At 44.7% G+C, this 21706-nt stretch carries 21 protein-coding genes; 18 read left to right on the top strand and 3 right to left on the bottom strand.

What is annotated here, in order from left to right; genetic code table 11:
* Positions 1-11: 11 nt before the first annotated feature.
* Both flgM and flgA read right to left on the bottom strand, forming a co-directional pair.
* Positions 12-341 carry a flagellar biosynthesis anti-sigma factor FlgM gene (gene flgM / locus GVO63_RS07820; RefSeq protein WP_159494947.1) on the bottom strand — a complete coding sequence of 110 codons (330 nt, stop codon included), beginning with the start codon at positions 339-341 and terminating at the stop codon, positions 12-14.
* Positions 342-443: 102 nt separating this feature from the next.
* Positions 444-1160, bottom strand: a complete 717-nt coding sequence (flgA, locus tag GVO63_RS07815; protein WP_159494948.1) for a flagellar basal body P-ring formation chaperone FlgA — start codon at positions 1158-1160, stop codon at positions 444-446.
* Between the two features lie 274 nt (positions 1161-1434).
* Here flgA and GVO63_RS07810 point away from each other — a divergent pair, with 274 nt between their 5' ends.
* The 13 genes from GVO63_RS07810 to flgL all read left to right on the top strand — a co-directional run bounded on the left by GVO63_RS07810 (position 1435) and on the right by flgL (position 14296).
* Positions 1435-2364 carry a chemotaxis protein CheV gene (locus GVO63_RS07810; RefSeq protein WP_159578925.1) on the top strand — a complete coding sequence of 310 codons (930 nt, stop codon included), beginning with the start codon at positions 1435-1437 and terminating at the stop codon, positions 2362-2364.
* A 15-nt stretch (positions 2365-2379) separates the two neighbouring features.
* On the top strand, positions 2380-3210 hold the full coding sequence (locus GVO63_RS07805; RefSeq protein WP_159494950.1) for a protein-glutamate O-methyltransferase CheR: 831 nt from the start codon (positions 2380-2382) through the stop codon (positions 3208-3210).
* Positions 3211-3411: 201 nt separating this feature from the next.
* Entirely contained in the window at positions 3412-3846 is a 435-nt protein-coding gene (gene flgB / locus GVO63_RS07800) for a flagellar basal body rod protein FlgB (protein WP_159578924.1), read from the top strand.
* A gap of 2 nt (positions 3847-3848) precedes the next feature.
* Positions 3849-4271 (top strand): flagellar basal body rod protein FlgC, encoded by a 423-nt coding sequence (gene flgC / locus GVO63_RS07795; RefSeq protein ID WP_159494952.1) that lies wholly within the window; start codon positions 3849-3851, stop codon positions 4269-4271.
* 31 nt (positions 4272-4302) lie between these two features.
* Positions 4303-4989 (top strand): flagellar hook assembly protein FlgD, encoded by a 687-nt coding sequence (locus GVO63_RS07790; protein ID WP_159578923.1) that lies wholly within the window; start codon positions 4303-4305, stop codon positions 4987-4989.
* A 14-nt stretch (positions 4990-5003) separates the two neighbouring features.
* Positions 5004-6389, top strand: coding sequence for a flagellar hook protein FlgE (flgE, locus tag GVO63_RS07785; RefSeq protein ID WP_159578922.1), 1386 nt, complete (start codon positions 5004-5006; stop codon positions 6387-6389).
* Positions 6390-6615: 226 nt separating this feature from the next.
* Complete coding sequence (locus tag GVO63_RS07780) at positions 6616-7359, top strand: flagellar basal body rod protein FlgF (RefSeq protein WP_159578921.1); 744 nt, start codon at positions 6616-6618, stop codon at positions 7357-7359.
* A gap of 46 nt (positions 7360-7405) precedes the next feature.
* Positions 7406-8194: a flagellar basal-body rod protein FlgG gene (gene flgG / locus GVO63_RS07775; protein ID WP_159578920.1), complete on the top strand. Its 789-nt coding sequence runs from the start codon at positions 7406-7408 to the stop codon at positions 8192-8194.
* Between the two features lie 11 nt (positions 8195-8205).
* Positions 8206-8886, top strand: a complete 681-nt coding sequence (gene flgH / locus GVO63_RS07770; protein WP_159494964.1) for a flagellar basal body L-ring protein FlgH — start codon at positions 8206-8208, stop codon at positions 8884-8886.
* Between the two features lie 21 nt (positions 8887-8907).
* Complete coding sequence (locus GVO63_RS07765; RefSeq protein ID WP_159578919.1) at positions 8908-10020, top strand: flagellar basal body P-ring protein FlgI; 1113 nt, start codon at positions 8908-8910, stop codon at positions 10018-10020.
* 23 nt (positions 10021-10043) lie between these two features.
* Complete coding sequence (gene flgJ, locus GVO63_RS07760; RefSeq protein WP_159578918.1) at positions 10044-10994, top strand: flagellar assembly peptidoglycan hydrolase FlgJ; 951 nt, start codon at positions 10044-10046, stop codon at positions 10992-10994.
* A 28-nt stretch (positions 10995-11022) separates the two neighbouring features.
* Complete coding sequence (gene flgK / locus GVO63_RS07755; RefSeq protein WP_159578917.1) at positions 11023-13065, top strand: flagellar hook-associated protein FlgK; 2043 nt, start codon at positions 11023-11025, stop codon at positions 13063-13065.
* A 7-nt stretch (positions 13066-13072) separates the two neighbouring features.
* Positions 13073-14296 carry a flagellar hook-associated protein FlgL gene (gene flgL / locus GVO63_RS07750; protein ID WP_159578916.1) on the top strand — a complete coding sequence of 408 codons (1224 nt, stop codon included), beginning with the start codon at positions 13073-13075 and terminating at the stop codon, positions 14294-14296.
* Positions 14297-14301: 5 nt separating this feature from the next.
* On the opposite strand, the gene GVO63_RS07745 is transcribed toward flgL, so the two are convergent.
* Complete coding sequence (locus GVO63_RS07745) at positions 14302-15279, bottom strand: hypothetical protein (RefSeq protein WP_159578915.1); 978 nt, start codon at positions 15277-15279, stop codon at positions 14302-14304.
* Between the two features lie 241 nt (positions 15280-15520).
* On the opposite strand from GVO63_RS07745, the gene GVO63_RS07740 reads away from it, so the two are divergent.
* The 5 genes from GVO63_RS07740 (at position 15521) to fliD (ending at position 21691) form a co-directional block, all read left to right on the top strand.
* Positions 15521-16342, top strand: a complete 822-nt coding sequence (locus GVO63_RS07740; RefSeq protein WP_159494961.1) for a flagellin — start codon at positions 15521-15523, stop codon at positions 16340-16342.
* Positions 16343-17033: 691 nt separating this feature from the next.
* Entirely contained in the window at positions 17034-17858 is an 825-nt protein-coding gene (locus GVO63_RS07735) for a flagellin (RefSeq protein ID WP_159494962.1), read from the top strand.
* 988 nt (positions 17859-18846) lie between these two features.
* The gene (locus tag GVO63_RS07730) at positions 18847-19668 is read left to right on the top strand and encodes a flagellin (protein WP_159578913.1); all 822 of its coding nucleotides are present in this window, start codon (positions 18847-18849) and stop codon (positions 19666-19668) included.
* A gap of 92 nt (positions 19669-19760) precedes the next feature.
* On the top strand, positions 19761-20246 hold the full coding sequence (locus tag GVO63_RS07725) for a flagellar protein FlaG (protein ID WP_159578911.1): 486 nt from the start codon (positions 19761-19763) through the stop codon (positions 20244-20246).
* 14 nt (positions 20247-20260) lie between these two features.
* On the top strand, positions 20261-21691 hold the full coding sequence (fliD, locus tag GVO63_RS07720) for a flagellar filament capping protein FliD (protein ID WP_159494967.1): 1431 nt from the start codon (positions 20261-20263) through the stop codon (positions 21689-21691).
* Positions 21692-21706 lie beyond the last annotated feature (15 nt).

The following is a 21706-nucleotide window of genomic DNA, read 5'->3' as shown; positions in this document are numbered from 1 at the left end:
ATTAAATGCTGCTATTTGGTGCCAAAAATCTCTGATTCTAGCTTCGCTATCTTATTCGCAAGCACCTCTGGATTCACCTTATAATCACCGCTTTGAATCGCTTTCTTAAGGCGATCGACTTTTTCTTGATTCACTGGCGCCTCAGATCCTTTCTTTTGCACTTGGCTCAATTGCTGTGCTGATTGCGTCAAAGAAACAGAATCCTGACGCGGAGCAGGCGCGGTCTGCGCTGTTTGCGTCGATGCTTGTTGCTGAGATTGTTGCGTCTGATTTTGCTGCGCTACCTTCCCATTATCAACAGGTGTTTTAGGTAACCCGTTGTTTATATTGTTAATTGCCATTTTAAGTCCTCACTACCTTTTTTGCCTCAGTTTATATATCGGCCTTTTGGCAAATTTCTTTAGCTTAATTATGCACAAAAAAGTAGAAATTAACTGGATTCTTCACAAGTGTATCACGACTTCTTCAGGGCTTGCGACTCTTGCGATTATGGCTCTTTTACTACTCGCATTCAAAACCTTAATGTTATCGCCCAAAACGCCGTCTTGTTGAGCTATACCGGCTGTTTTAATTTCCATGCCTGCAACTTCAGCTGTAATTGTTATTCTATCGCCTTTACAAACAAAGCATAGCATATTTGACTGAATCGCCTGTCCGTCAGTTACTCGACGCATCATTCTCGCACCGACAAGCTCATCTAGGTCTGTAAATGCGGTATGGCGCAGTCGTCTTATGTCAACTTTAGCCAGTGTTAAGTTAGATGACGTGAGTACTGTACCAGGGCTTATTGCCCCCTGAGTTACGACAATTTCTTTTGTACGGGTTACTTGACCGCTGGTGAATAGATACCAGTCATTATTTTTGCAGCTAACTCGCACTGAAATGTAGGACTGGTTCAGCGCTTCTTGTGAAGAATGGTATTGGAAACCGGTTGGGCATTCGGGGATATTTATCCTATCGTCTATCTTCACAACCTCAACATCAATGTTAGTATCCTGCGTATTATCAGTTAGTTGAGATAGCAGATATTGCCTGGCGCCTTCTTCAACTTTTTCGTGCGTCGTCAGTGCCGCTAGGGCGTTTATTGAAAATGTCCCAAGCAATGCAAACGAAAGTAATCGAGAAAGCATTTGGTATGTTTTGTTGTTTATTCGTTTCATAAAGACTTTTCGTGTTCAGTTTACGAGTTTTTGACTATGCTTAATAGCATCAGTCCAGCGATACATCGGTTTTATTCGTAAAGCGCACATTAACGTTAAATAGGCGCTGATTTTAGGGCAGGTACGACAGCCCAACGAAAGTTGAGGTTGCCTAACCGACCGAAATGACACTTAGCGTCATTTTTCTGTCGTTTGACCTGCAAAAATTTAGTGATATTGTCTATCTTTACTAACAGAGGCAATGATCATGCCCAGTATTTATTAGAGGTGACCTATGTCGGGTATTTTAGATTCAGTAAACCAACGAACCCAGCTTGTTGGACAGAATCGATTAGAATTGCTGTTGTTTAGACTAAATGGCCGTCAGCGCTTTGGAATAAACGTGTTTAAAGTGCGTGAAGTGCTGCAGTGTCCTCCTTTGACAGCAATTCCAAAGCTCAACCCTCTGGTTCGTGGGGTCGCGCATATCCGTGGACAAACCATTTCGGTCATCGATTTAAGTATGGCAACCAAGGGGCGTAGGATAGAAGACCTTTCTAATGCTTTTATTGTGATCGCCGAATATAACCGCTCTGTCCAAGGCTTTTTGGTAGGGGCTGTTGAACGAATTATCAACACCAATTGGGATGCTATCATGCCTCCCCCACAAGGAACCGGCCGCGCGAGTTATCTTACGGCCGTTACCGAAGTAGAAAATGAACTCATTGAAATCCTCGATGTAGAAAAAATTCTCAACGAGATTTCACCTCTCAATGCAGAAGTGAGTGCTGAAGTGGCGGAAGGGTTAACCACCGAAGGTCAAGAAAACAAAATAATTTTCATCGCCGACGACTCGTCAGTTGCGAGAAATCAGGTTAAAAAGGCACTTACATCTCTCGGTCTTGAAATTGAGCTTGCGAAGAATGGCTTAGAAGCGTTGAACAGATTGAAGGAAATTGCTGAAGAGTATGGAGATGTGACCAATCGCGTCGGCGTTTTAGTTTCTGATATTGAAATGCCTGAAATGGATGGTTATACATTAACTGCGGAAATAAAAAATACGCCAGAATTACAGAAGCTGCACGTTGTTCTTCACACGTCATTGAGTGGCGTATTTAATCAAGCCATGGTTCAAAAAGTAGGCGCTGATGATTTTATCGCTAAATTCCATCCAGATGAATTGGCCACGGCAGTACAAAAATGGCTCATGACCAAGTGCGAATAACGGAGCAATACAGTATTGGCTAATAAAGACGTTTCGCCAGCAAGCTATTTGAAGTTTAGGGAATTTTTAGAGAAGCAATGTGGGATCGTACTGGGTGAAAACAAGCAGTACCTCGTTCGCAGTCGTCTAGCCTCTTTGCTCTACAAGCACAAATATGAATCAGCGGATGAACTGATTGATGTCGTGGTACGTGGTTTTGACAGAGCATTACTTCAAAGCGTTATCGATGCAATGACGACGAATGAGACGCTGTGGTTTCGAGATAATTACCCTTTTGATCTTCTCGTAAAAGACTTATTGCCCTCACTGTCGGCAAAAAATCAAAAGATTCGCATTTGGAGTGCAGCCTGTTCCTCGGGTCAAGAGCCTTACTCCATTGCCATGTCTGTTCTTGAATATCAACGTCAGCGACCAGGGGCTTTGAGAGCCGGCGTTGAGATAGTGGCGACTGATCTATCTTCTGAGATGCTTAAGAAATGCGAACTGGGTGTTTACGATGAATTATCCCTTGCCAGAGGGTTATCGCCGCAACGTCGACAAACATTTTTCCAAGAAAGCGACAATGGCTTAATGCAGGTTAAACCTGAAGTGCGACGTATGGTGAGCTTTCGAAGTCTCAACCTACTGACAAGCTATGCTGCGTTAGGTCGTTTTGATATTGTCTTTTGCCGCAATGTATTGATTTACTTTTCGGCGGACGTAAAGCAGCGCATACTGCAACAAATTGCCGGACAACTGCAGCCTGCAGGCGTACTTTTCCTTGGCGCTTCAGAGTCAATTAGCGCGGCTAGTGCGACTTACAGTATGGTCAAGTGCCATCCTGGTCTGTATTATCAAAAAAAATAATCGTACTTATTTGACTGATAAATAAAAGTTTTTTTACTTTCGATTTGAGTCTCAATTCTTTAGCTTCCCGTCAAAAAATCATTATGGCATTTGCCTTGCTAACTATTTTTCACAAACGACAATTAAACGAAAAATAGGCAGTGCCTTCTTTCCTCATATTGTCACCACGTAATAGTTTTTAAGTAAGTCAGAGGTCATGTCATGGCTATAAACCTAGATAAACTGGTTGGCTTTCACCAGTCAGCACTCAAGATACGCACAGAGCGTATGGAGGTGATATCAGGGAATCTAGCGAACGCGAACACGCCAGGGTACAAAGCGCGAGATATCGATTTTAATAAAGCGATGCAGTCGGCGATGCGAGAAGCGTCAAGCAGTTCACCCAGTCGTGCCTCATCAGGTTTAGTGCGGACAAATGACCGCCATTTAAGCGGCAATCCTTCGTCAGTAGCGGCAAACTTTGACATGCAATACCGCTTGCCGACTCAGCCCGACACCGGAGATGGTAATACGGTGGAAGTGCAGGCAGAAAGAAATCGATTTTTAGACAATGGATTACGCTACCAAGCTAGCCTTGAATTTTTAAATGGAAAAATTAAAGGCATGAAAAAAGCGCTTAGCTCAGGAGGTCAATAGTCATGAGTTTATTTAACGTAATGCAAATTTCAAGTACGGGTATGGAAGCTGAAAACGTCCGCTTGAATACCACGGCCAGTAATATTGCCAACGCAAACTCGGTTAGCAGCAGCTATGGCGAAACCTACCGAGCGCGCCATCCGGTTTTCGCTACTGCATTGCAAGACGCGATGCGCGACCAGTCAAAAGGCGCGGGTGTTCAGGTCAAAGGTATTGTGGAAAGTGATGCCCCACTTCAAGTGGAATACGCACCGAATAACCCAATGGCAGATGAAAACGGCTATATCTACAAGCCGAATGTGAACATTGTCGAAGAGATGGCAAATATGATGTCGGCATCAAAAGCCTATGAAACAAACGTACAAGTTGCTGACACGACAAAACGCATATTCCGCCGCGTATTACAGCTTGGTCAAGGGCAGTAACTTGCCGCTTGAATTTTGTGAGGATTAATCAGTGAATACCATTAACAACACCGGCTTAAATACTGATCTGTATTGGCAAAAAGAAACTGTCAAAATTGCCGATGGTACTGAGCAGCAGCTTACCCAAGAAGACTTCTTCTCAATGCTTACGGAACAGCTAGCTAACCAGGATCCCACTGCACCGGTTGATAATGATCAAATGGTGGCGCAGATGACGTCATTTACTATGGCTGACGGCATATCTCAGCTCAACGAAAAGTTTGAATCGTTTGCGGCGTCAATGACCTCGAACCAAGCGCTTCAAGCTTCCAGTCTAATAGGACAAAATGTGCTCGTTCAAGGCAATGTGGGCTTCATGGCGTCTGAAGGGGATGGTATATCGGGCGTGATTGTGAACGAAAAGACCGTTCAAAACATGACGATTAGCATTGAGAACCAGTTTGGTGAAGTTATTAAAACCATAGATGCTGGTACGCAAAGTGCTGGCAACATTGAGTTTGAGTGGGATGGTAAAGATAAACATGGCAATCAGATGGCACCGGGTGAATACATTATCAGTGCAACTGGAGAGCTCAATGGCCAAGGTGTTCAGCTTAATACCGCCGTTAATCGTCATGTGGGAAGTGTGAGTCTGGCCGGTAGTGGTCAGGGCGTAATTTTAAATTTGGATGGTGATGTCAGTATCAATCTTGATGACGTCATTCAAATCGGCAGTTAGTAGGAGAATCAATAATGTCTTTTAATATTGCACTGAGTGGCGTATCGGCCGCACAAAAAGATTTGGATGTGACCGCCAACAACATCGCAAACGTCAATACTGTTGGCTTCAAAGAGTCTCGTGCTGAATTTGGTGATGTGTATGCGGCATCTCTGCTTGCAGGTGGAAAAACGAAAGTGGGTGACGGTGTCTTAACACAAGAAGTCGCTCAGCAGTTTTCGCAAGGTAGCCTTCAGTTCACCAATACATCTCTAGACTTGGCGATTACTGGAAACGGCTTCTTCGCAACGGTGCCTGAAATTACCTCTCGAGATTTTTCTTTCACGCGAGCGGGTCAGTTTAAGTTGGACAGCGATAATTTCGTTGTAAACAGTAACGGTGACAACCTACTTGGTTTCCCCGTCAATGCGGACGGTACGAGTGCATCGGTTGCTTTAAGTACCACGGAGCCTGTGCGTATTCCAGATTCTTCGGGTTCACCGCAGCAAACGTCAGAGGTTGATATTCGTATGAACCTTCCTGCTGGCGACGCTGGTCTGGACCCACAAGATTTTAACCCTGATGACCCATTGACTTACAACGCCGCCACATCGGTAACGGTATATGACTCGCTTGGTGACAGCCACGTCATGACGTATTACTTCATAAAAGATGGTGCCGCAGGTGTGGATAATGAATGGTATGTGGCAACAGCAATCGACGACACATTAGTTGATATGACTGACTCTGCTGGTAATGATACCGACCCAGCTACTGCGGTTCACTCTGTCGGCGGCAACACAGGTAACGCAGTAACGGCGTCTAAGCTCATTTTCTCTCAAGGCGGCGACTTTTCAGGCATGGAAACACCCGATGGTTTGCCAACGTTAGACTTTAAAATGCAAACGGAAGCGTTAGGCGCAGGTATCCTGGCAAATGGCTCAGATCCCACGCAACAAATAAACATTGACTTCAATTTGGACGTTAATAATGCAACGCCTAATGAACCAACTCAATTTGCATCAGCGTTCGAGGTAACGTCACTTGAGCAAGATGGTCTTCCAGTAGGTCGTCTAACAGGTATCGATATCGGCCCTGACGGCTTAGTACGTGCTACCTTCTCAAACGGCACATCTGAGCCCATCGTGCGTGTTGCGCTAGTGCGTTTTTCTAATGAACAAGGCTTAACGCAAGAGAGCAGTACTCAATGGAAAGAAAGTATTCTCTCAGGTGAAGCGTTAGCGGGCGAAGCAACGACCGGTACATTTGGTGAGATTAATTCCTCAGCGCTTGAGCAAGCCAACGTCAACCTAACAACAGAGCTTATTGACATGATCATTGCTCAGCGTAACTTCCAGGCAAACTCGCGAGCGCTTGAAGTGAACAACTCATTGAACCAGACTATCCTTAACATTCGATAGTTAACGGCAAGCTTCAGTAGTTGAGGCAAGAAAACGGCAATATTCAGGCGTATGACATCGCTCGAAATTCTCTATTACACGACGGGCCGCATCACAGCGGCCTTTTTATTTTTCTTTATATTTCAATTTACTAACTTCCATCTGATCCAATTGCGCTAAATATCAACAGATTGGCATTGCCTTTGCAAAATCTTGTTTAAGGTTTAATCAGAGTCAAAAGTCAGTCATGGACAAACTTCTCTACATTGCAGCGAGTGGCGCATCTCAAGACCTATTAGGTACGGGGGTTCGAGCCAATAACTTAGCGAATGCACAAACAACCGGTTTTAGAGCACAGCTAGAGCAGGCCCGTTCAATGCCTGCATATGGTGAAGGCTTGCCGACCCGTGTTTTTTCTATGACAGAAAGTCCGTCAAATAACTACGAGTCAGGCCCGATGATAAAAACAGGGCGAGATTTAGACGTAGCTATCCAAGGCGACGGCTGGTTTGCCGTTCAAGATGAAAATGGTCAAGAAGCCTATTCAAGAGACGGGAACTTTAAGCTGGGCGACGACGGAATTTTGACAGACATTCACGATCGTGTAGTGCTTGGTGATAACGGGCCTATTTTTCTTCCAGTTCCTTTAGATAACCTAAATATAGCTGCGGATGGCACATTGTCGATGAGACAGTTAGGCGCGCCTGCGAATGTAATAGAAGATGTAGGACGTCTTAAGCTAGTCAGCCCCAATTATGCTGACATGGAGCGAGGCAATGACGGCCTGTTTCGTATGGAGGACGGCTCTGTTGCGCCAGCCAATGCCAACGTTAAAGTAATGTCTGGCATGCTTGAGGGTTCGAATGTCAATGCCGTGGAAGAGATGGTGGACATGATAAGTCTTCAGCGTCATTACGAACTACAAGTCAAGATGATGAAGCAAGCTGAAAAGCTTGATCAAAGTGGCAATGCGTTGTTACGCATACTGTAAATGAATTTATATCATCGTTGCCCCCTGAGCAACGTCGGAGGTTAACATGCATCCAGCATTGTGGATTAGTAAAACAGGCCTAGATGCCGCACAAACTGACGTGGCGGTGGTGTCGAACAATCTAGCAAACGCATCAACGGTAGGCTTTAAAAAAGATCGTGCGGTGTTTGAAGATTTGCTTTATCAGAACATAAACCAGCCAGGTGGCCGTTCGTCTGCCGACACGGAGTTGCCTTCGGGTTTAATGCTAGGCTCAGGTTCCAAGGTTGTTGCTACGCAAAAAGCGCATACCCAGGGTAACCTATTAACCACTGAAAATGCCCTTGATATGTCTATTCAAGGCCGAGGTTATTTTGAAATACTTCAGCCGGACGGCACCCTTGCCTATACAAGGAATGGTCAGTTTTCGTTAAATGACCAAGGGCAAATTGTGACCTCTGGCGCGGGCTTTTTACTTCAGCCTGAAGTCGCTATTCCCGAAGATGCTCAGCAAATTACGATTTCGCAAGATGGTGAAATTAGCGTAAGTATTCGAGGGCAGGCTGAACCGCAGGTATTGGGGCAGCTAAACATTTCAGATTTCGTTAACCCCACTGGATTGCAGCCCACAGGACAAAACCTATTTGTAGAGACGGCCTCAAGTGGAGCACCTATTCAAGGCATCCCAGGTCTGCAAGGATTGGGGTACATTTCTCAAGGCACGCTAGAGACCTCTAATGTAAACGTAACTGAAGAGTTGGTTAATCTAATTGAAAGTCAGCGTTTATACGAGATGAACTCTAAAGTTATCTCGTCGGTAGACCAAATGCTTGGTCAAGTTATTCAGCAACTTTAATGGGTAGCATAATGCGTATTCTAGGTTTATCTGTTGCACTGCTCACAATTGGTGGTTGCGCCAGTACAAATGAACCACCTGTCCAGGCAAACGACCCTTCATTTGCGCCAGTGGTCCCAGATTACCCTCGTGAAACGGTGGTTGAAGACGGTTCGCTGTTTCGCTCACATTTGGCAAACAACCTTTATTCAGATGTAACGGCGAGAAGAGTAGGCGACATTATTACCGTTACGTTGAGCGAGAATACGCAAGCGAGCAAATCTGCTGATACAAGCACAGCGAAAGACTCTAATGTAAATCTCAACCCCATTACCGGGCTGGCGGGTCAAGCAATCAATATCGGCGGCGAATCTATTCAGCTTGGAATAAGCTCATCTCGCGATTTTAGCGGAGACGCAACGGCAAACCAAAGTAATAGCTTAAATGGCGCTATTTCGGTAACTGTGGTTGACGTGCTTCCTAATAGCAACTTGGTTATTCGCGGTGAAAAGTGGTTAACGCTAAATCAGGGTGACGAATATATACGTTTAACCGGCATTATTCGTCCAGCGGATATCAGCCCTGAAAATGAAATCGTGTCAACAAAGGTCGCGAATGCTCGCATTCAATATTCGGGTACGGGTAGTTTTGCCCGAGCGCAAGAAAAGGGGTGGTTAACTAAGTTCTTTGATTCGGCTTGGTGGCCTCTTTAGGTTTAGGGTAGGAGAGTAAACATGCGTTTATTATTGGTTTTATTGGCCGTTTCCTCACTGCTTTTATCATCTCAAGTAGGGGCGCAGCGCATAAAAGACTTAGCGAGCATTCAGGGTGTGCGTAGTAACCAATTAGTAGGTTACGGCTTAGTCGTTGGTTTGCCAGGAACGGGGGAGCAAAGCCCGTTTACAGAGCAAAGCTTTCGTACCATGTTGCGCAACTTCGGTATCAGTCTTGACGCTAATACAAAACCTAAAATTAGAAACGTAGCAGCGGTGGCGGTTCACGCAGAACTTCCAGCTTTTGCCAAGCCTGGGCAGACCATAGATATTACAGTTTCTTCAGTAGGTGAAGCGGCTAGTCTTCAGGGAGGAACGCTGCTGCAGACGTTTCTTCGCGGTGTAGATGGTGAAGTTTATGCAGTGGCGCAAGGTAGCCTAGTCGTTAGCGGATTTGGTGCACAAGGCGGCGACGGTTCTAGGATTGTAGTCAATACCCCAACTGTAGGCAGAATTCCAAACGGGGCCATGGTAGAGCGCTCGGTTCCAAGCGGTTTTGCTAATGGCGATACGCTAACCCTCAACCTTCATTACCCTGACTTTTCAACTGCAAAAGCGTTAGCCGATACCATCAATGAAAGATTGGGTGCGCAGCCTGAAAATGGCTACATCATTGCGAAACCGATTGATGCGGCTTCAGTTCGCGTAACGGCACCGCGCGATGTAGGTCAGCGGGTAGGCTTTTTAGCCACACTTGAAAACTTTGAGTTCACACCGGCGGATGCGCCAGCAAGAGTTGTGATTAACAGCCGCACTGGCACCATCGTTATTGGTAGCGATGTACGTTTGCTACCTGCAGCGATTACGCACGGGGGGCTAACAGTGACGATTTCAGAGAACCAGCAGGTGTCACAGCCTAACGCCTTTGCAGACGGACAAACAGCCGTCACGACCCAATCCATTGTTGATGTGGATTTAGCCGACAGTCGCATGTTTAAGTTTGAGCCAGGCGTGACCCTCGACCAACTTGTACGTGCCGTCAACGAAGTTGGTGCAGCACCTGGTGACTTAATGGCAATCCTCGAAGCGCTGCGTCAAGCAGGTGCTTTACGTGGTGAGCTGATCATTATTTAACGGGTGTAGGTGGGATAATTACAATGGAATCACTCAGCACAAAAAATCAGCTTGATATGGCTCGCAATGTCCATGATATGGGCAGCATAAACAAGATGCGCGAAGCCATTGCGTCAGGCGATGAAACCGTATTGCAAGAGGCTGCTCAGCAGTTTGAAGCGATATTTGTGCAGATGATGCTGAAGTCTATGCGTAAAGCGCAAGACGCGCTTGCTGATGAGGACAGCCCGTTTAATTCACAGCAAGTCAAGTTTTATCGAGACATGCACGATCAGCAATTGGCAACAGATTTAACTTCCAACGGAGGCTTAGGGCTTGCTGACGTTATTGTCAAACAGTTAGGACAGACTGAGGACAGTTACACGCCGGCAAGCGTTATCAGAAGCGATGGTAATTTATCGTCACTCAATAGCAATCGCGTGCAAAGTGTTACACAAGCCCAAGCCGCCGCCCTATCCTCTGAATCAATAAAGAGTCAGTCTGCGCAAAAAGACGCTATGTTCGATACGCCTGAACAATTTGTTCAGAGTCTTATGCCTATTGCAGAGAAAATAGCAGAAAAGTATGGCATGGATCCCAAAGCTATCGTTTCTCAGGCCGCAGTGGAAACGGGGTGGGGGAAATTTGTCATTCATAAAGCTGACGGGAGTAGTTCTCACAATCTTTTTGGCATTAAGGCCAGTAAAGCATGGGAAGGTGAGCAGGCGGTAGTGGATACTTTGGAGTTTAATAACGGCTTACCGCAAAAACAAAAAGCGGCATTTAGATCTTATTCATCGGTAGAAGAGGCGATGGAAGACTACGGACGTTTTATTACCACACAGCCTCGCTACAGCCATGCTGTGGAAAATGCTTCTGACGCAGCGCGTTACACAAGTGCGCTTCAAGATGCGGGCTATGCTACCGACCCTGAATATGCGAGCAAGATAATGGCCGTATATAACAGCGAACGTCTTAGCGCGTTAATGCCGTAGTCGAGGGGCCATAGGTGAGGATAATACAGTGAGTTCTGTTGATTTATATTCATTAGCGACAAGCGGCGTAAACGCCAGTAGTAAACTACTACAGACGACCAGCAACAACATCGCTAACGTCAACACACCTGGCTATGTTCGCGAGCGAACCGAGCTTCAAAACAGTCAAGTTTTTGGTGTGGAGATTGGTAATACTGAGCGCATTATTAACGTTTTTGCGCAAAATCAGCTGCGTCGAGATATCACAGCAGTAGGAGAGCTTGAAGCCTTTTCTAGCAAAACAACGGCAATTGATAATCTGCTTGCAAGTGAAGCAAATTCAATTTCAAAAGGGTTGAGTGAGTATTTCTCGGCGTTACAAACCGCTGCTGATGACCCAACTAATTTAGCATCTCGTGAACAAGTACTCAGCAAATCCGAGTCTTTGTACAACCGAATGAGAACCTTGTCAGACTACATGCTAGAAAAAGAAGAGGAGCTTAATCTAGAGTTCACTTCAATGGTAAACAGAGCAAATACACTCATTGGTAACATTGGCGATTTGAATCGAAATATTGTCATTGCTAATGGTAACAATACCAGCGATCAGCCGAGTGCGTTGCTCAACGAGCGAGATCAGGCCATAGACGAACTGGCTTCGATAATGGGTATTACGGTTAAAGAAAGTACTACGCAAAATGGTGCTGTAACAATTAACCTGACGTCAGGCGAGTCACTCGTTCTTGAAAACGGAGCCTTTAATCTTTTTGAGTTAAGTTCTAGTGCTGACCTGACAACGAAGGAAATTAAGTTAGAAACTGACTTCGGTTCACAAACGAAAAACAACGCATCGTTGCGAATTTTGGAAAGTGATCTCGGCGGCGCATTGGGCGGTTTGTTTGAGTATCGCAATGAAGTACTAGGCCCGACGATGCGTGATGTTGGCCAGCTGTCGGTCGCTTTCGCAGATGCCATGAACACGCAGAATAAACTCGGCATGGACTTGGATGGTCAGATTGGTGGTAACATTTTTGACATTCCCTCTTTTAGAGGTTTAGCGTATGAAGATACCAATGGCGACTATGTTGTTACAGCGCAGATTACCGAGGGCAAAGGTGCTGAATTAACTGACGCCGATTATAAAATTGAAGTTACCGCAGTTGCCGCCGGCGTGCCCAGCGAAATAGAAATTACGTTTTTAAACCCCGATGGCACGCCCAAAAAAGATGGTTCAGGTAGCGACATCATTATTTCAAATTTTGCGGTAACCCCCGGTTTTAATGAATTACCCGGTGGCATTGAGATTGACTTTTCAGGAAGCGATCCTTACACCGTTGGCAATGAGTTTCTCATTCAGCCCACCAAAGACGTGGCATCAAAAATAAGCTTAGCAACAAATCGTCCTGAAGATTTAGCGTTTGCCAATCCGGTAAGAGCGGGGGCCGATAGCGCGAACTTAGGCAGTGCTAACGTTGTCGATGTGACCGTGTCAAATACGGAAGTGGGCACGTCTGCCTTTGACGGAGCGGGTGGCCTTTTAAATTCAGCGCCCGCTCAAATTAGCTTTACCGCCCCGGATACCTACAACGTTTTAGATGGAAGCGGCACTGTTTTAGCTACCGTTACTGGCACCACTAATTTAAATAATCTCATCAGCCAGGCGGGAATCAGCCCAGACCCAGGCTTTGACTTAAGCTTAGATGGCGTACCGAAGGCAGGAGATAGTTTCTCCATTGGCTATAATACAGATGGCTTTAACGACAATAGCAATGCGCTTAATCTAGCCGCTATCCAAAATGAAAACAAAGTACAGGTGAGTAGTGAAGCGACAAATAGGCCGCGAACCTTTCAAGACGCTTACGCGTCAATGGTAGGACGAATTGGTGAAGATGCCTCAATGGCCAGTGTTTCTCTAGCTTCTGCTGAGGCAATGAAAGTGCAATCTCAAAATTGGTTTGAGTCGGTGTCAGGCGTAAGCTTAGATGAAGAAGCGGCGAACTTGATAAAATACCAGCAAAGTTATGCTGCCGCAGCGCGAATTTTATCAACAGCGCAAGAATTATTTAATACCATTTTGCAGTCAGCAAGGTAGGTGAGCTATGCGTATATCAACGAATCAAATTTATGATCAAAACATGCGCTCCATTATGCAAAACCAGGGCGATTTGGCGAAGACTCAAGAGCAACTTGCCTCAGGTAAACGCATTATTACTCCCAGCGACGATCCTGTTGGTGCTGCGAAAGTTCTGCGCTTGACTGAAGAAATTGATGAGCTTAATCAGTTCCAGCGCAATAATGATTTGGTGACTGGCTCTCTTGAGCAGCAAGAGGCTGTGCTAACCAATATTACCGACTCTATCAACCGCGCACGAACGCTTATCGTCCAGGCTGGAAATGGGATCTTAGATGATCCTGATAAACGCGCCATTGGTGCGGAACTAGAGCAGATAAAACTAGAAGTGTTTGACCTGATGAACACACAGGATGCAGACGGCAATTATTTGTATGCGGGCTTCCAGTCGGGCAACCAGGCGTTTGAATACAATCCAGCGGCGGGCGCAAACGCCATTACGTTTGCAGGCGACCCTGGTGTAAGCTTTGTGCAACTATCTAATAGCTCAAAAATACAATCAACCAGTAACGGTTATGAAGTGTTTGAAAACGTTCTTTCACGCTTTAAGTTTTCAGTGAATGGCACAACGGGGGCAACGGTAACTACTGCCTCTGTGAGACAGCAGGGCACGTTTGATACCTTTTTCGACAAGAATTACGACCCTGTAAACGCAGGAAACAACGATTACCGCATTAATTTTCTAGCATCCGGACAAGCTGAGTTGGTCAACCAAGGTACTGGTGTCGTTATTGACACGGTGCCTTTTACGTCTGGTCAGCCGTTTACCATCAAGGGAATGGAATTTGATGCGACGGCTGCGCCTGGTGATAGTATAGATTTGTCTTTTAATGCACCGCAAAAGAAAAGTATGGCCCAGTCTATTCACGAAATTCAGACCATATTGATGGATTCCACAATAGACAATTCTGCACTTCAAGAATCGATAGCTGATGCACTAGTAGGATTGGATAACGGACTTGAGAAGCTTTCTTTAGAACGGGCTTCCATCGGTAGCCGTTTGAATATCGCTGAGAGTACTTATGAAAGTAATCTTGATATGGAAATTGCGGCAAAAGCGCAGCGCTCATCTATTCAGGATGTAGACTACGCAGAGGCGTCTACTGAGTTCGCAAAGCAGGAAACGGCATTGAGTGCTGCGTTAGCTACTTTTCCTAAAGTAGCCAACTTGTCGCTATTTGATTTTGTTTAGCCATTCTAATTAGTTAATTCACTAATGCCGGTTAAACATGCCATGTAAACTCGGGCTTCATTGTCGATGTGGCTGGAGTAATAAGAGACATAAAGGTTGTCGCCTTCAATTACCAAGCCCGGATAACTTGTGTCTCCGCCGCTTGGCAGTGTTTGTAGCTCAGAAAGTGTTTTAGTCTTGCTATTAAACAGCCAAATCTTGGTAGTAAATTGATGTGAGCTCCAATCAACATGTCTTCCTGCAACGATATATAGGTTTTCATTTAACGCCACAGTTGCGGGACCACCAATATAGATCCCCAAATCATGCCAGTTCCATTTGGTATAAGGCGGTTTTGACGTACCAAATTGCGCACTGAAAGTATCGGCATCTCGTCTTAAAAATACCGAGGCATTTCCCTCATCATCAAATAAGATTGTGCTTTCATTGGGATAGCCCTTGCCTTGCTTGTTTAAACAAAATGCGGCGTTTTTATGAAGCAGCATAGTTCGAGTAGGGTCGCCCTTATAAAGCGACAATGTATTTGATGACTGATTGTAAGCAAATCCGTAAGCCTCAGAACCAAACCAATCATGATTCCATAACCACCAGCCGTTTTTGCCAAAACTATTTTTTCCTGACCAAGATTGCCCCGTAGTGGAAAAGTAGCTCTGCATTTGAGTCTGAGCTTGCCCGCCCTCTATTTGAGTCTTTGCGTAGACTGTTAAAATCAGGCGGTTGCCATTTGAAGAAAATTTAGGGTCTCTTAGGTCGGCATTATTTTCACTAAGGACCGTTTTGCGACGGACTTTGAATGAATCCTTATCAATAGTCATTACCACAACTACTCCGTCAGCACTGACATGATTCGTTGCTTGGCGGTAGCAGCACAGTAACGTGCTTTGACTTTCGTCGAAAGGGTTTGCAATTAAATCTGTGAACGCACAATGCGATGCGGGCTTTGAAATGCGTCGAACACCTAATATTTTTAAACTTTTATTCAATCCAAATCCCCCTTAAAAATCCATGAGTTATAACTGATTTTCATTCCTGCGACGGCAATATGTTACCGCTTATCGGCAAAAATCGTAATTTTTTCTAAAGAGAACTTGTTTATTGTCGATACAGTTTCTGAGAGAGCCAGTTCGTCAATTACCCCTCAGTAGTTGATGACTACTAAAACAAAATAAGTCGGGATCCCCCGGCGGCCAGCAAACGCTGGACTGAGAGTGTAGGAGAGACTTTATGTCTATGTTCGTCAATACCAATGTATCCTCATTGAATGCCCAGCGTCAGCTATTTGATGTAAGCAATTCATTGAGCACGTCTTTTGAACGCCTGTCTTCAGGCTTTCGTATCAATAGCGCCGCTGATGATGCTGCAGGTCTGCAAATTACAGATCGCCTAACTTCACAAGTACAAGGCTTAAACCAAGCTGTTCGTAATGCTAATGACGCGATTTCGTTATCACAAACAGCAGAAGGTGCTTTGCAGGAAACAACTAATGCCCTGCAGCGTATCAGAACGTTGGCTGTACAAGCTCAGAACGGCATTAACAGCTCTGCTGACCGTGTTGCTCTTCAAGAGGAAGTCTCAGCGCTTCGCTTGGAAATGTCACGCATCGGCTCAACAACTGAATTCGGTGGTGTTAGCCTTCTAACAGGTGGCTTTTCAGCCACGTTCTTAGTTGGTGCTAATGCGGGTCAGAAAATTAGTGTGAACTTGTCTAGAGCGGGCGGTTTTGGTGCATCAGGTCTGGGCATCGACGGCAATATCTTATCTGCTGGTGGTGCTTCTGCAATGCTATCGGATATCGATTCGGCTTTATCGATAATAGGTAGTACGCGAGCAGAACTTGGTGCATTGCAAAATCGTTTCCAGTCGACCATCCGCAACCTGAGTAATATCGCAGAAAATGTATCTGCTGCCCGTTCTCAGATTAAGGATACAGATTTCGCGACGGAAACTGCAAACTTGACAAGAAACCAGATCATTCAGCAGGCAAGTACCACGGTACTCGCACAGGCTAATCAGCGCCCTCAGGCTGCGCTACAGCTTCTTGGTTAATCTGCGGAGCTAGCCCTATACGGCTGAAATATATTCAAGCTGGCCACCTCATTGGCCAGCTTTTTTGTATAACGCCAAAATTTATTTTGTCCTATCAGTAAATAACGCTTCTTCAAAGCGCCTTTTAAAAATCCTAAAGTATTGATTTTTATTTTAATTTTCCTTTACGCGCGCATATCTCAAAATCCCTAAAAAAAATACTAAAGTAAATTTGTCTATTGGACGATAACTATTACAAAGGGGAGATAAAGATAAAGAATCTTTCCAAGAGGGTGATAATAACAATAAATGCCCGATGATAGATGGTTTTTTTATTGTGTTAATTAATTGTCTATATTTTATTTTTGTTAGGAAAAATAGTGTCTTGTGATTGTTTTGTCGGTTTTAAAATAGTTTTAAAGTAAATACGTTTTAAGTCGATAAAAAGGAAGGTTTGCAAGGGCGGTTGGAGCTGCTAACCGGCGAGATTGAAGCCAGGAGGTAGTGAGAGGTTTGAGGTCTGGAACAACAAACTCACCGGCCAGCAAAGAGAAGTAAATTCTCTGTTTAGCAAGTTTCATTAGTAGTGTGCCAATGAAACGTCAGATTAACCTGACACCATATACAAAGCACAGGCTATGCCAAATATTTAGAATAATCGCGCAAATAATAAAAGCAATAGCGCAAAACTCGAAACTGTTAGGAGAGACCCATGAGTCTATTTGTTAATACCAATGTGTCATCATTAAATGCACAACGTCAATTATTTACCACTGGTAACAACTTAAGCACAGCATTTGAGCGACTTTCTTCTGGCTACAGAATAAACAGCGCCGCTGATGATGCAGCCGGACTGCAAATTACTGACCGGATGACATCTCAGATTCAAGGTTTGAATCAGGCTGTACGTAACGCAAATGACGGGATCTCTCTTGCACAAACAGCGGAAGGTGCCTTGCAAGAAACAACAATGGCACTCCAGCGTATTCGTACTCTTGCTGTACAAGCGCAGAACGGGATAAACAGTTCTGCAGACCGAGTGGCTTTGCAAGAAGAAGTATCGGCACTTAGATTAGAATTGTCGAGAATAGGTTCGACAACCGAATTCGGTGGCGTGAGCCTCTTGACGGGTGGATACTCAGCGACATTCTTGGTTGGGGCGAATGCAGGACAAAAGATAAGCATTAATCTATCTCGAGCGGCAGGTTTTGGAGCGTCTGGACTTGGTATCGACGGTAATATTTTATCTGCTGGTGGTGCATCAGCAATGCTATCTGATATTGACGCGGCCCTTTCTATCGTCGGAAGCACGAGAGCGGAACTAGGTGCTATCCAAAATAGATTCCAATCCACTATTCGTAACTTGAGCAACATTGCTGAAAATGTATCTGAAGCACGCTCGCGAATTAAGGATACAGATTTCGCTACGGAAACTGCGGAATTGACACGCAACCAGATTCTTCAACAGGCTACAACAACAATCCTGTCACAGGCTAACCAGCGTCCTCAAGCAGCTTTATCGCTTCTTGGAGGTTAATAGGAAGGCGCAGTTTTGGAAGGAGTTGAGAGGCCAGTCCAAAACAAAGAGGCGGTCAAAAGACCGCCTCTAAACAAAGCGCCGACTAACAGGACTGAGAGTGTAGAAGTGTTGGTTGAGAGGCCAGTTTATCCTACTTAAACCCTGCCAGCCGACATAAAACGAAATTTGCTCAATCTCCTAACATGGGCAAATTGACCGAGATTTTTGTCTCGGTCTTTTTTTATCTTTTATACCAACCTGTTTTCAATTTCAATCAGATCCCCAAATCGATATTTAATTCAAAGTATCTGTCAAACAATATTAGTACGATCAAATAGTAAGCATGTTTGATGCCATATTTTTAATTTATACCAATCCGCATGGATAATTGTCCACTCAGAAGGTGCTGGCAAGTTTCCTAGCGAAGCGTGGGAATGCAGGAATGGCTGTTCCCTTTCAAATTCCCAGAATGAAGCTAGAAAGCTTGCCAGACCATCCCGTAGGGCGAGTTTAAAATGTCCGTACTCTTTGTTGTGTCACCTTGATGTAGAACCACTATACCTGCGGTAACACGCCGCGATTACGAACATTTTAAGTCTCGCTGAGTGGCTAATTATCTATGCGGACTGGTATTGGTTCTGAATTATTATAACGCTCTATAAAATCGCAGTGCTTTCATTGCCAAGTGCCACGATTGAAACCTCATACCTCGTTCACCTTTTTCTCATCGATTACTACGGAAGAGCTGGTCGTTCTCAGTTGCATCAGACAATTATTTCATTCTAGAAGTGACGTTTAATTGCATTGCAATCAGCGAGTTAATAATTTTTTTAAAAAAATACGCAAAAAAAACTAAAGACTCTAAAGGAATGGTCGATACCTATAGTCGAGGGGTAATTTAATTTACTTTAAAAGAGGTGTTAGTTAGGAGTAGTGACCTAATTAACGTGAACTGGAAGGGTTTGATTTAACTCAGGTTGCAATCAAATCTCTAGGAGGTAATCCAATGTCTTTATTCGTGAATACAAATGTGTCTTCGCTGAATGCGCAGCGTCAACTTTTCGACGTAAGCAGTAAGCTTAACACTTCATTCGAACGTCTCTCATCAGGTTTTCGCATTAATAGTGCCGCTGATGATGCTGCTGGTCTGCAAATAACTGACCGTCTAACTTCACAGGTTCAAGGCTTAAATCAAGCTGTTAGAAACGCAAACGACGCAATTTCGTTGACGCAAACGGCAGAAGGCGCTTTGCAAGAAACAACAACGTCGTTGCAAAGGATTCGTGTGCTTGCTGTTCAAGCGCAAAACGGTATAAACAGCTCGGCGGATCGTGTTGCTTTACAAGAAGAAGTGTCAGCCCTACGCCTTGAAATGTCACGTATAGGCGAAACAACGTCTTTCGCTGGCGTCAGTCTGTTGACGGGGGGATACTCAGCCGTTTTCCTAGTTGGAGCAAACGGTGGTCAAACAATAAGCGTGAATTTGTCGCGCGCCGGTGGATATGGTGCTTCGGGTTTAGGAATAGATGGCAATGTCCTATCTGCTGGTGGTGCATCGGCCATGTTATCTGATATTGATGCCGCCCTGTCGGTAATTGGTAGTTCTCGTGCAGAACTGGGTGCTTTACAAAGCCGCTTCCAATCAACTATCAGAAACTTAAGCAGTATCTCGGAAAACGTAGCAGCAGCCCGATCGCAGATTAGGGATACTGACTTTGCAGCCGAAACTGCAGAGTTGACAAGAAACCAAATTATCCAACAAGCATCAGTCTCAATTCTTAGCCAGGCAAATCAGCGTCCACAGACGGCGCTATCACTGCTAGGATAAGCTATACTAACCTAAATTGGCTTAGTTAAAAGCTAACGGATGCTTGCGTAATTGTGAGTGTCCGTTTTGTCGTTTAATTAAGGAGGCATAAAGTGGATATTCAAAATACCGTTAATGGCCAGTCTCTTGCACAGCGTTCTGCTTTGCCAGTCCAGCCTTCGCCACCAGAGCGTACTGGGCAAGTGAATGCAGAGCAAGTTGAAACAAATAAAAACGATAGCCGGCAAAGCAATGCTCGATTGAATGCTGCTGACCTTCAAAATGAAGGGGGACTATCGCGAAATTCACCTCAAGGTTTACGCGAACAAGCCGATACCCAAGACAGAGAGGTGACGGAAGACGCAATTAGACAAGCGATTTCCAATGTTGAATCTTTTTTGAAAGTTCAAAATAGAGATTTGGCATTTTCTATAGATGAAGATACAGCGCGTTCAGTGGTAACAGTCATTGATGGGCAATCCGGTGACGTTATACGGCAAATTCCTTCCGAAGAAGTGCTAGCACTTGCCGAGCGGATACAGGAATTACAACAGGATGTGGGGGCCAGCGTCGGGGTATTTATCAATAACGAAGTTTGAGTATGAGGTGAGCTATGACAATTCGTTCGTTAGGTGTAGGTTCTGGTCTAGCTTTAGATGATCTAGTTCAGCAACTGATTAACGCGGAGCGAAAGCCTAAAGAAGATAGATTGAACGCACGTGAAGAAGCGGTTGAAGCCGAAATTTCTGCGTTGGGTTCTATCAAGTCAAAGCTCTCAGAATTTAAAGATGCCGTTGATGAGCTTCGAACTGACAGTGACATTAATGGTCGTGAACCTACTGTGACAAATCCGTCAGAGGACGATGATGTTCTATCGGCAGATGCGACCAGTTCTGCACTTCGTGGCGATTACGATATTATCGTTCAACAATTAGCAACAGGAAGTCGTATTACGACTGACGCTGCAGCCTTTTCCTCAAGCAGCGACCCTCTGCTGTCTGGCGGAACAGGGTCACTCACCTTTAGTGTTGGTGCGACTAAATCATTTACTATCAATATTGATGCAACCACAACACTTGCATCACTCCGAGAACAAATAAATAATTCAGAAGAGAATTTCGGTGTCACTGCAAACATAATTGAAACCGGAACTGGAGCCGGCCCCAGACTCGTTTTTGTCTCTGAAGAAACGGGAAATGGTAACGACTTGGTTATTAACAACGATACTGGAAATACTGAGTTAGATCGTTTATCCACGACCGGTGGCACAAACAATATATCTACAACAAACATTGAATCAGCAAAAAACGCAATTGCGTTGGTAGATGGTATTGAAGTGCAAAGCGAAAGCAATGAGTTTGATAATACTATCCAAAATGTATCGTTCACCGTTAATGAGTTGTCACCATTAGATAATGTTGGCAATCCCATCGCCACTAAGTTGAGTATTGGATTTGATAAAGAGGGACTCGAGCAGAAAATTCGAGATTTTGTTGAAAACTACAATTCTCTGGCAGATGAAATAGAGAAGCTGACTAAATACGGTGCTTCCGAACTTGAAGAAGATGGCGCACTAGCGGGTGATGCATTACTTCGCAGTATTCAGTCGGGCCTTGCCTCCATCGTTGGCGACAGTGTGAGTACATCTAGGTTAGGCGGCCTTTTTAGACTAGGCGTTGAGTTGGACGAAGATGGCCGATTGGAAATCGCATCTAATGACTTTGGTTTGGGTTCAGGTGAAGAGCGCTTAAAAGATGCTCTAGAAGATGACTTCGATGATATAGCGACACTTTTTACTGATGAAAACGAAGGTATTGCCGTTAAACTATATAACTTTGTAGACGAGTTCTCAGCTTCAGATGGTTTAATTAGCCTAAGAGAAAAGTCTGCGAAAGATGCGCGTGAAAGTGTGTATGCCGATAGAGAGACGCTAGAACTACGAATGGTGAGCTTTGAACAAATCGTCCGTGGTAAATATTTAAATTTAGACCAAACTGTCTCTCAATTAAATCGCACTGGGTCTGCGTTGTTAGCGGCATTGTAAAGATAGATAGGAGTA

The sequence above is a fragment of the Alteromonas sp. KUL106 genome (genome assembly GCF_009811415.1).
Classification (GTDB): domain Bacteria; phylum Pseudomonadota; class Gammaproteobacteria; order Enterobacterales; family Alteromonadaceae; genus Alteromonas.
This window is presented reverse-complemented; position numbering and strand designations above follow the sequence as displayed.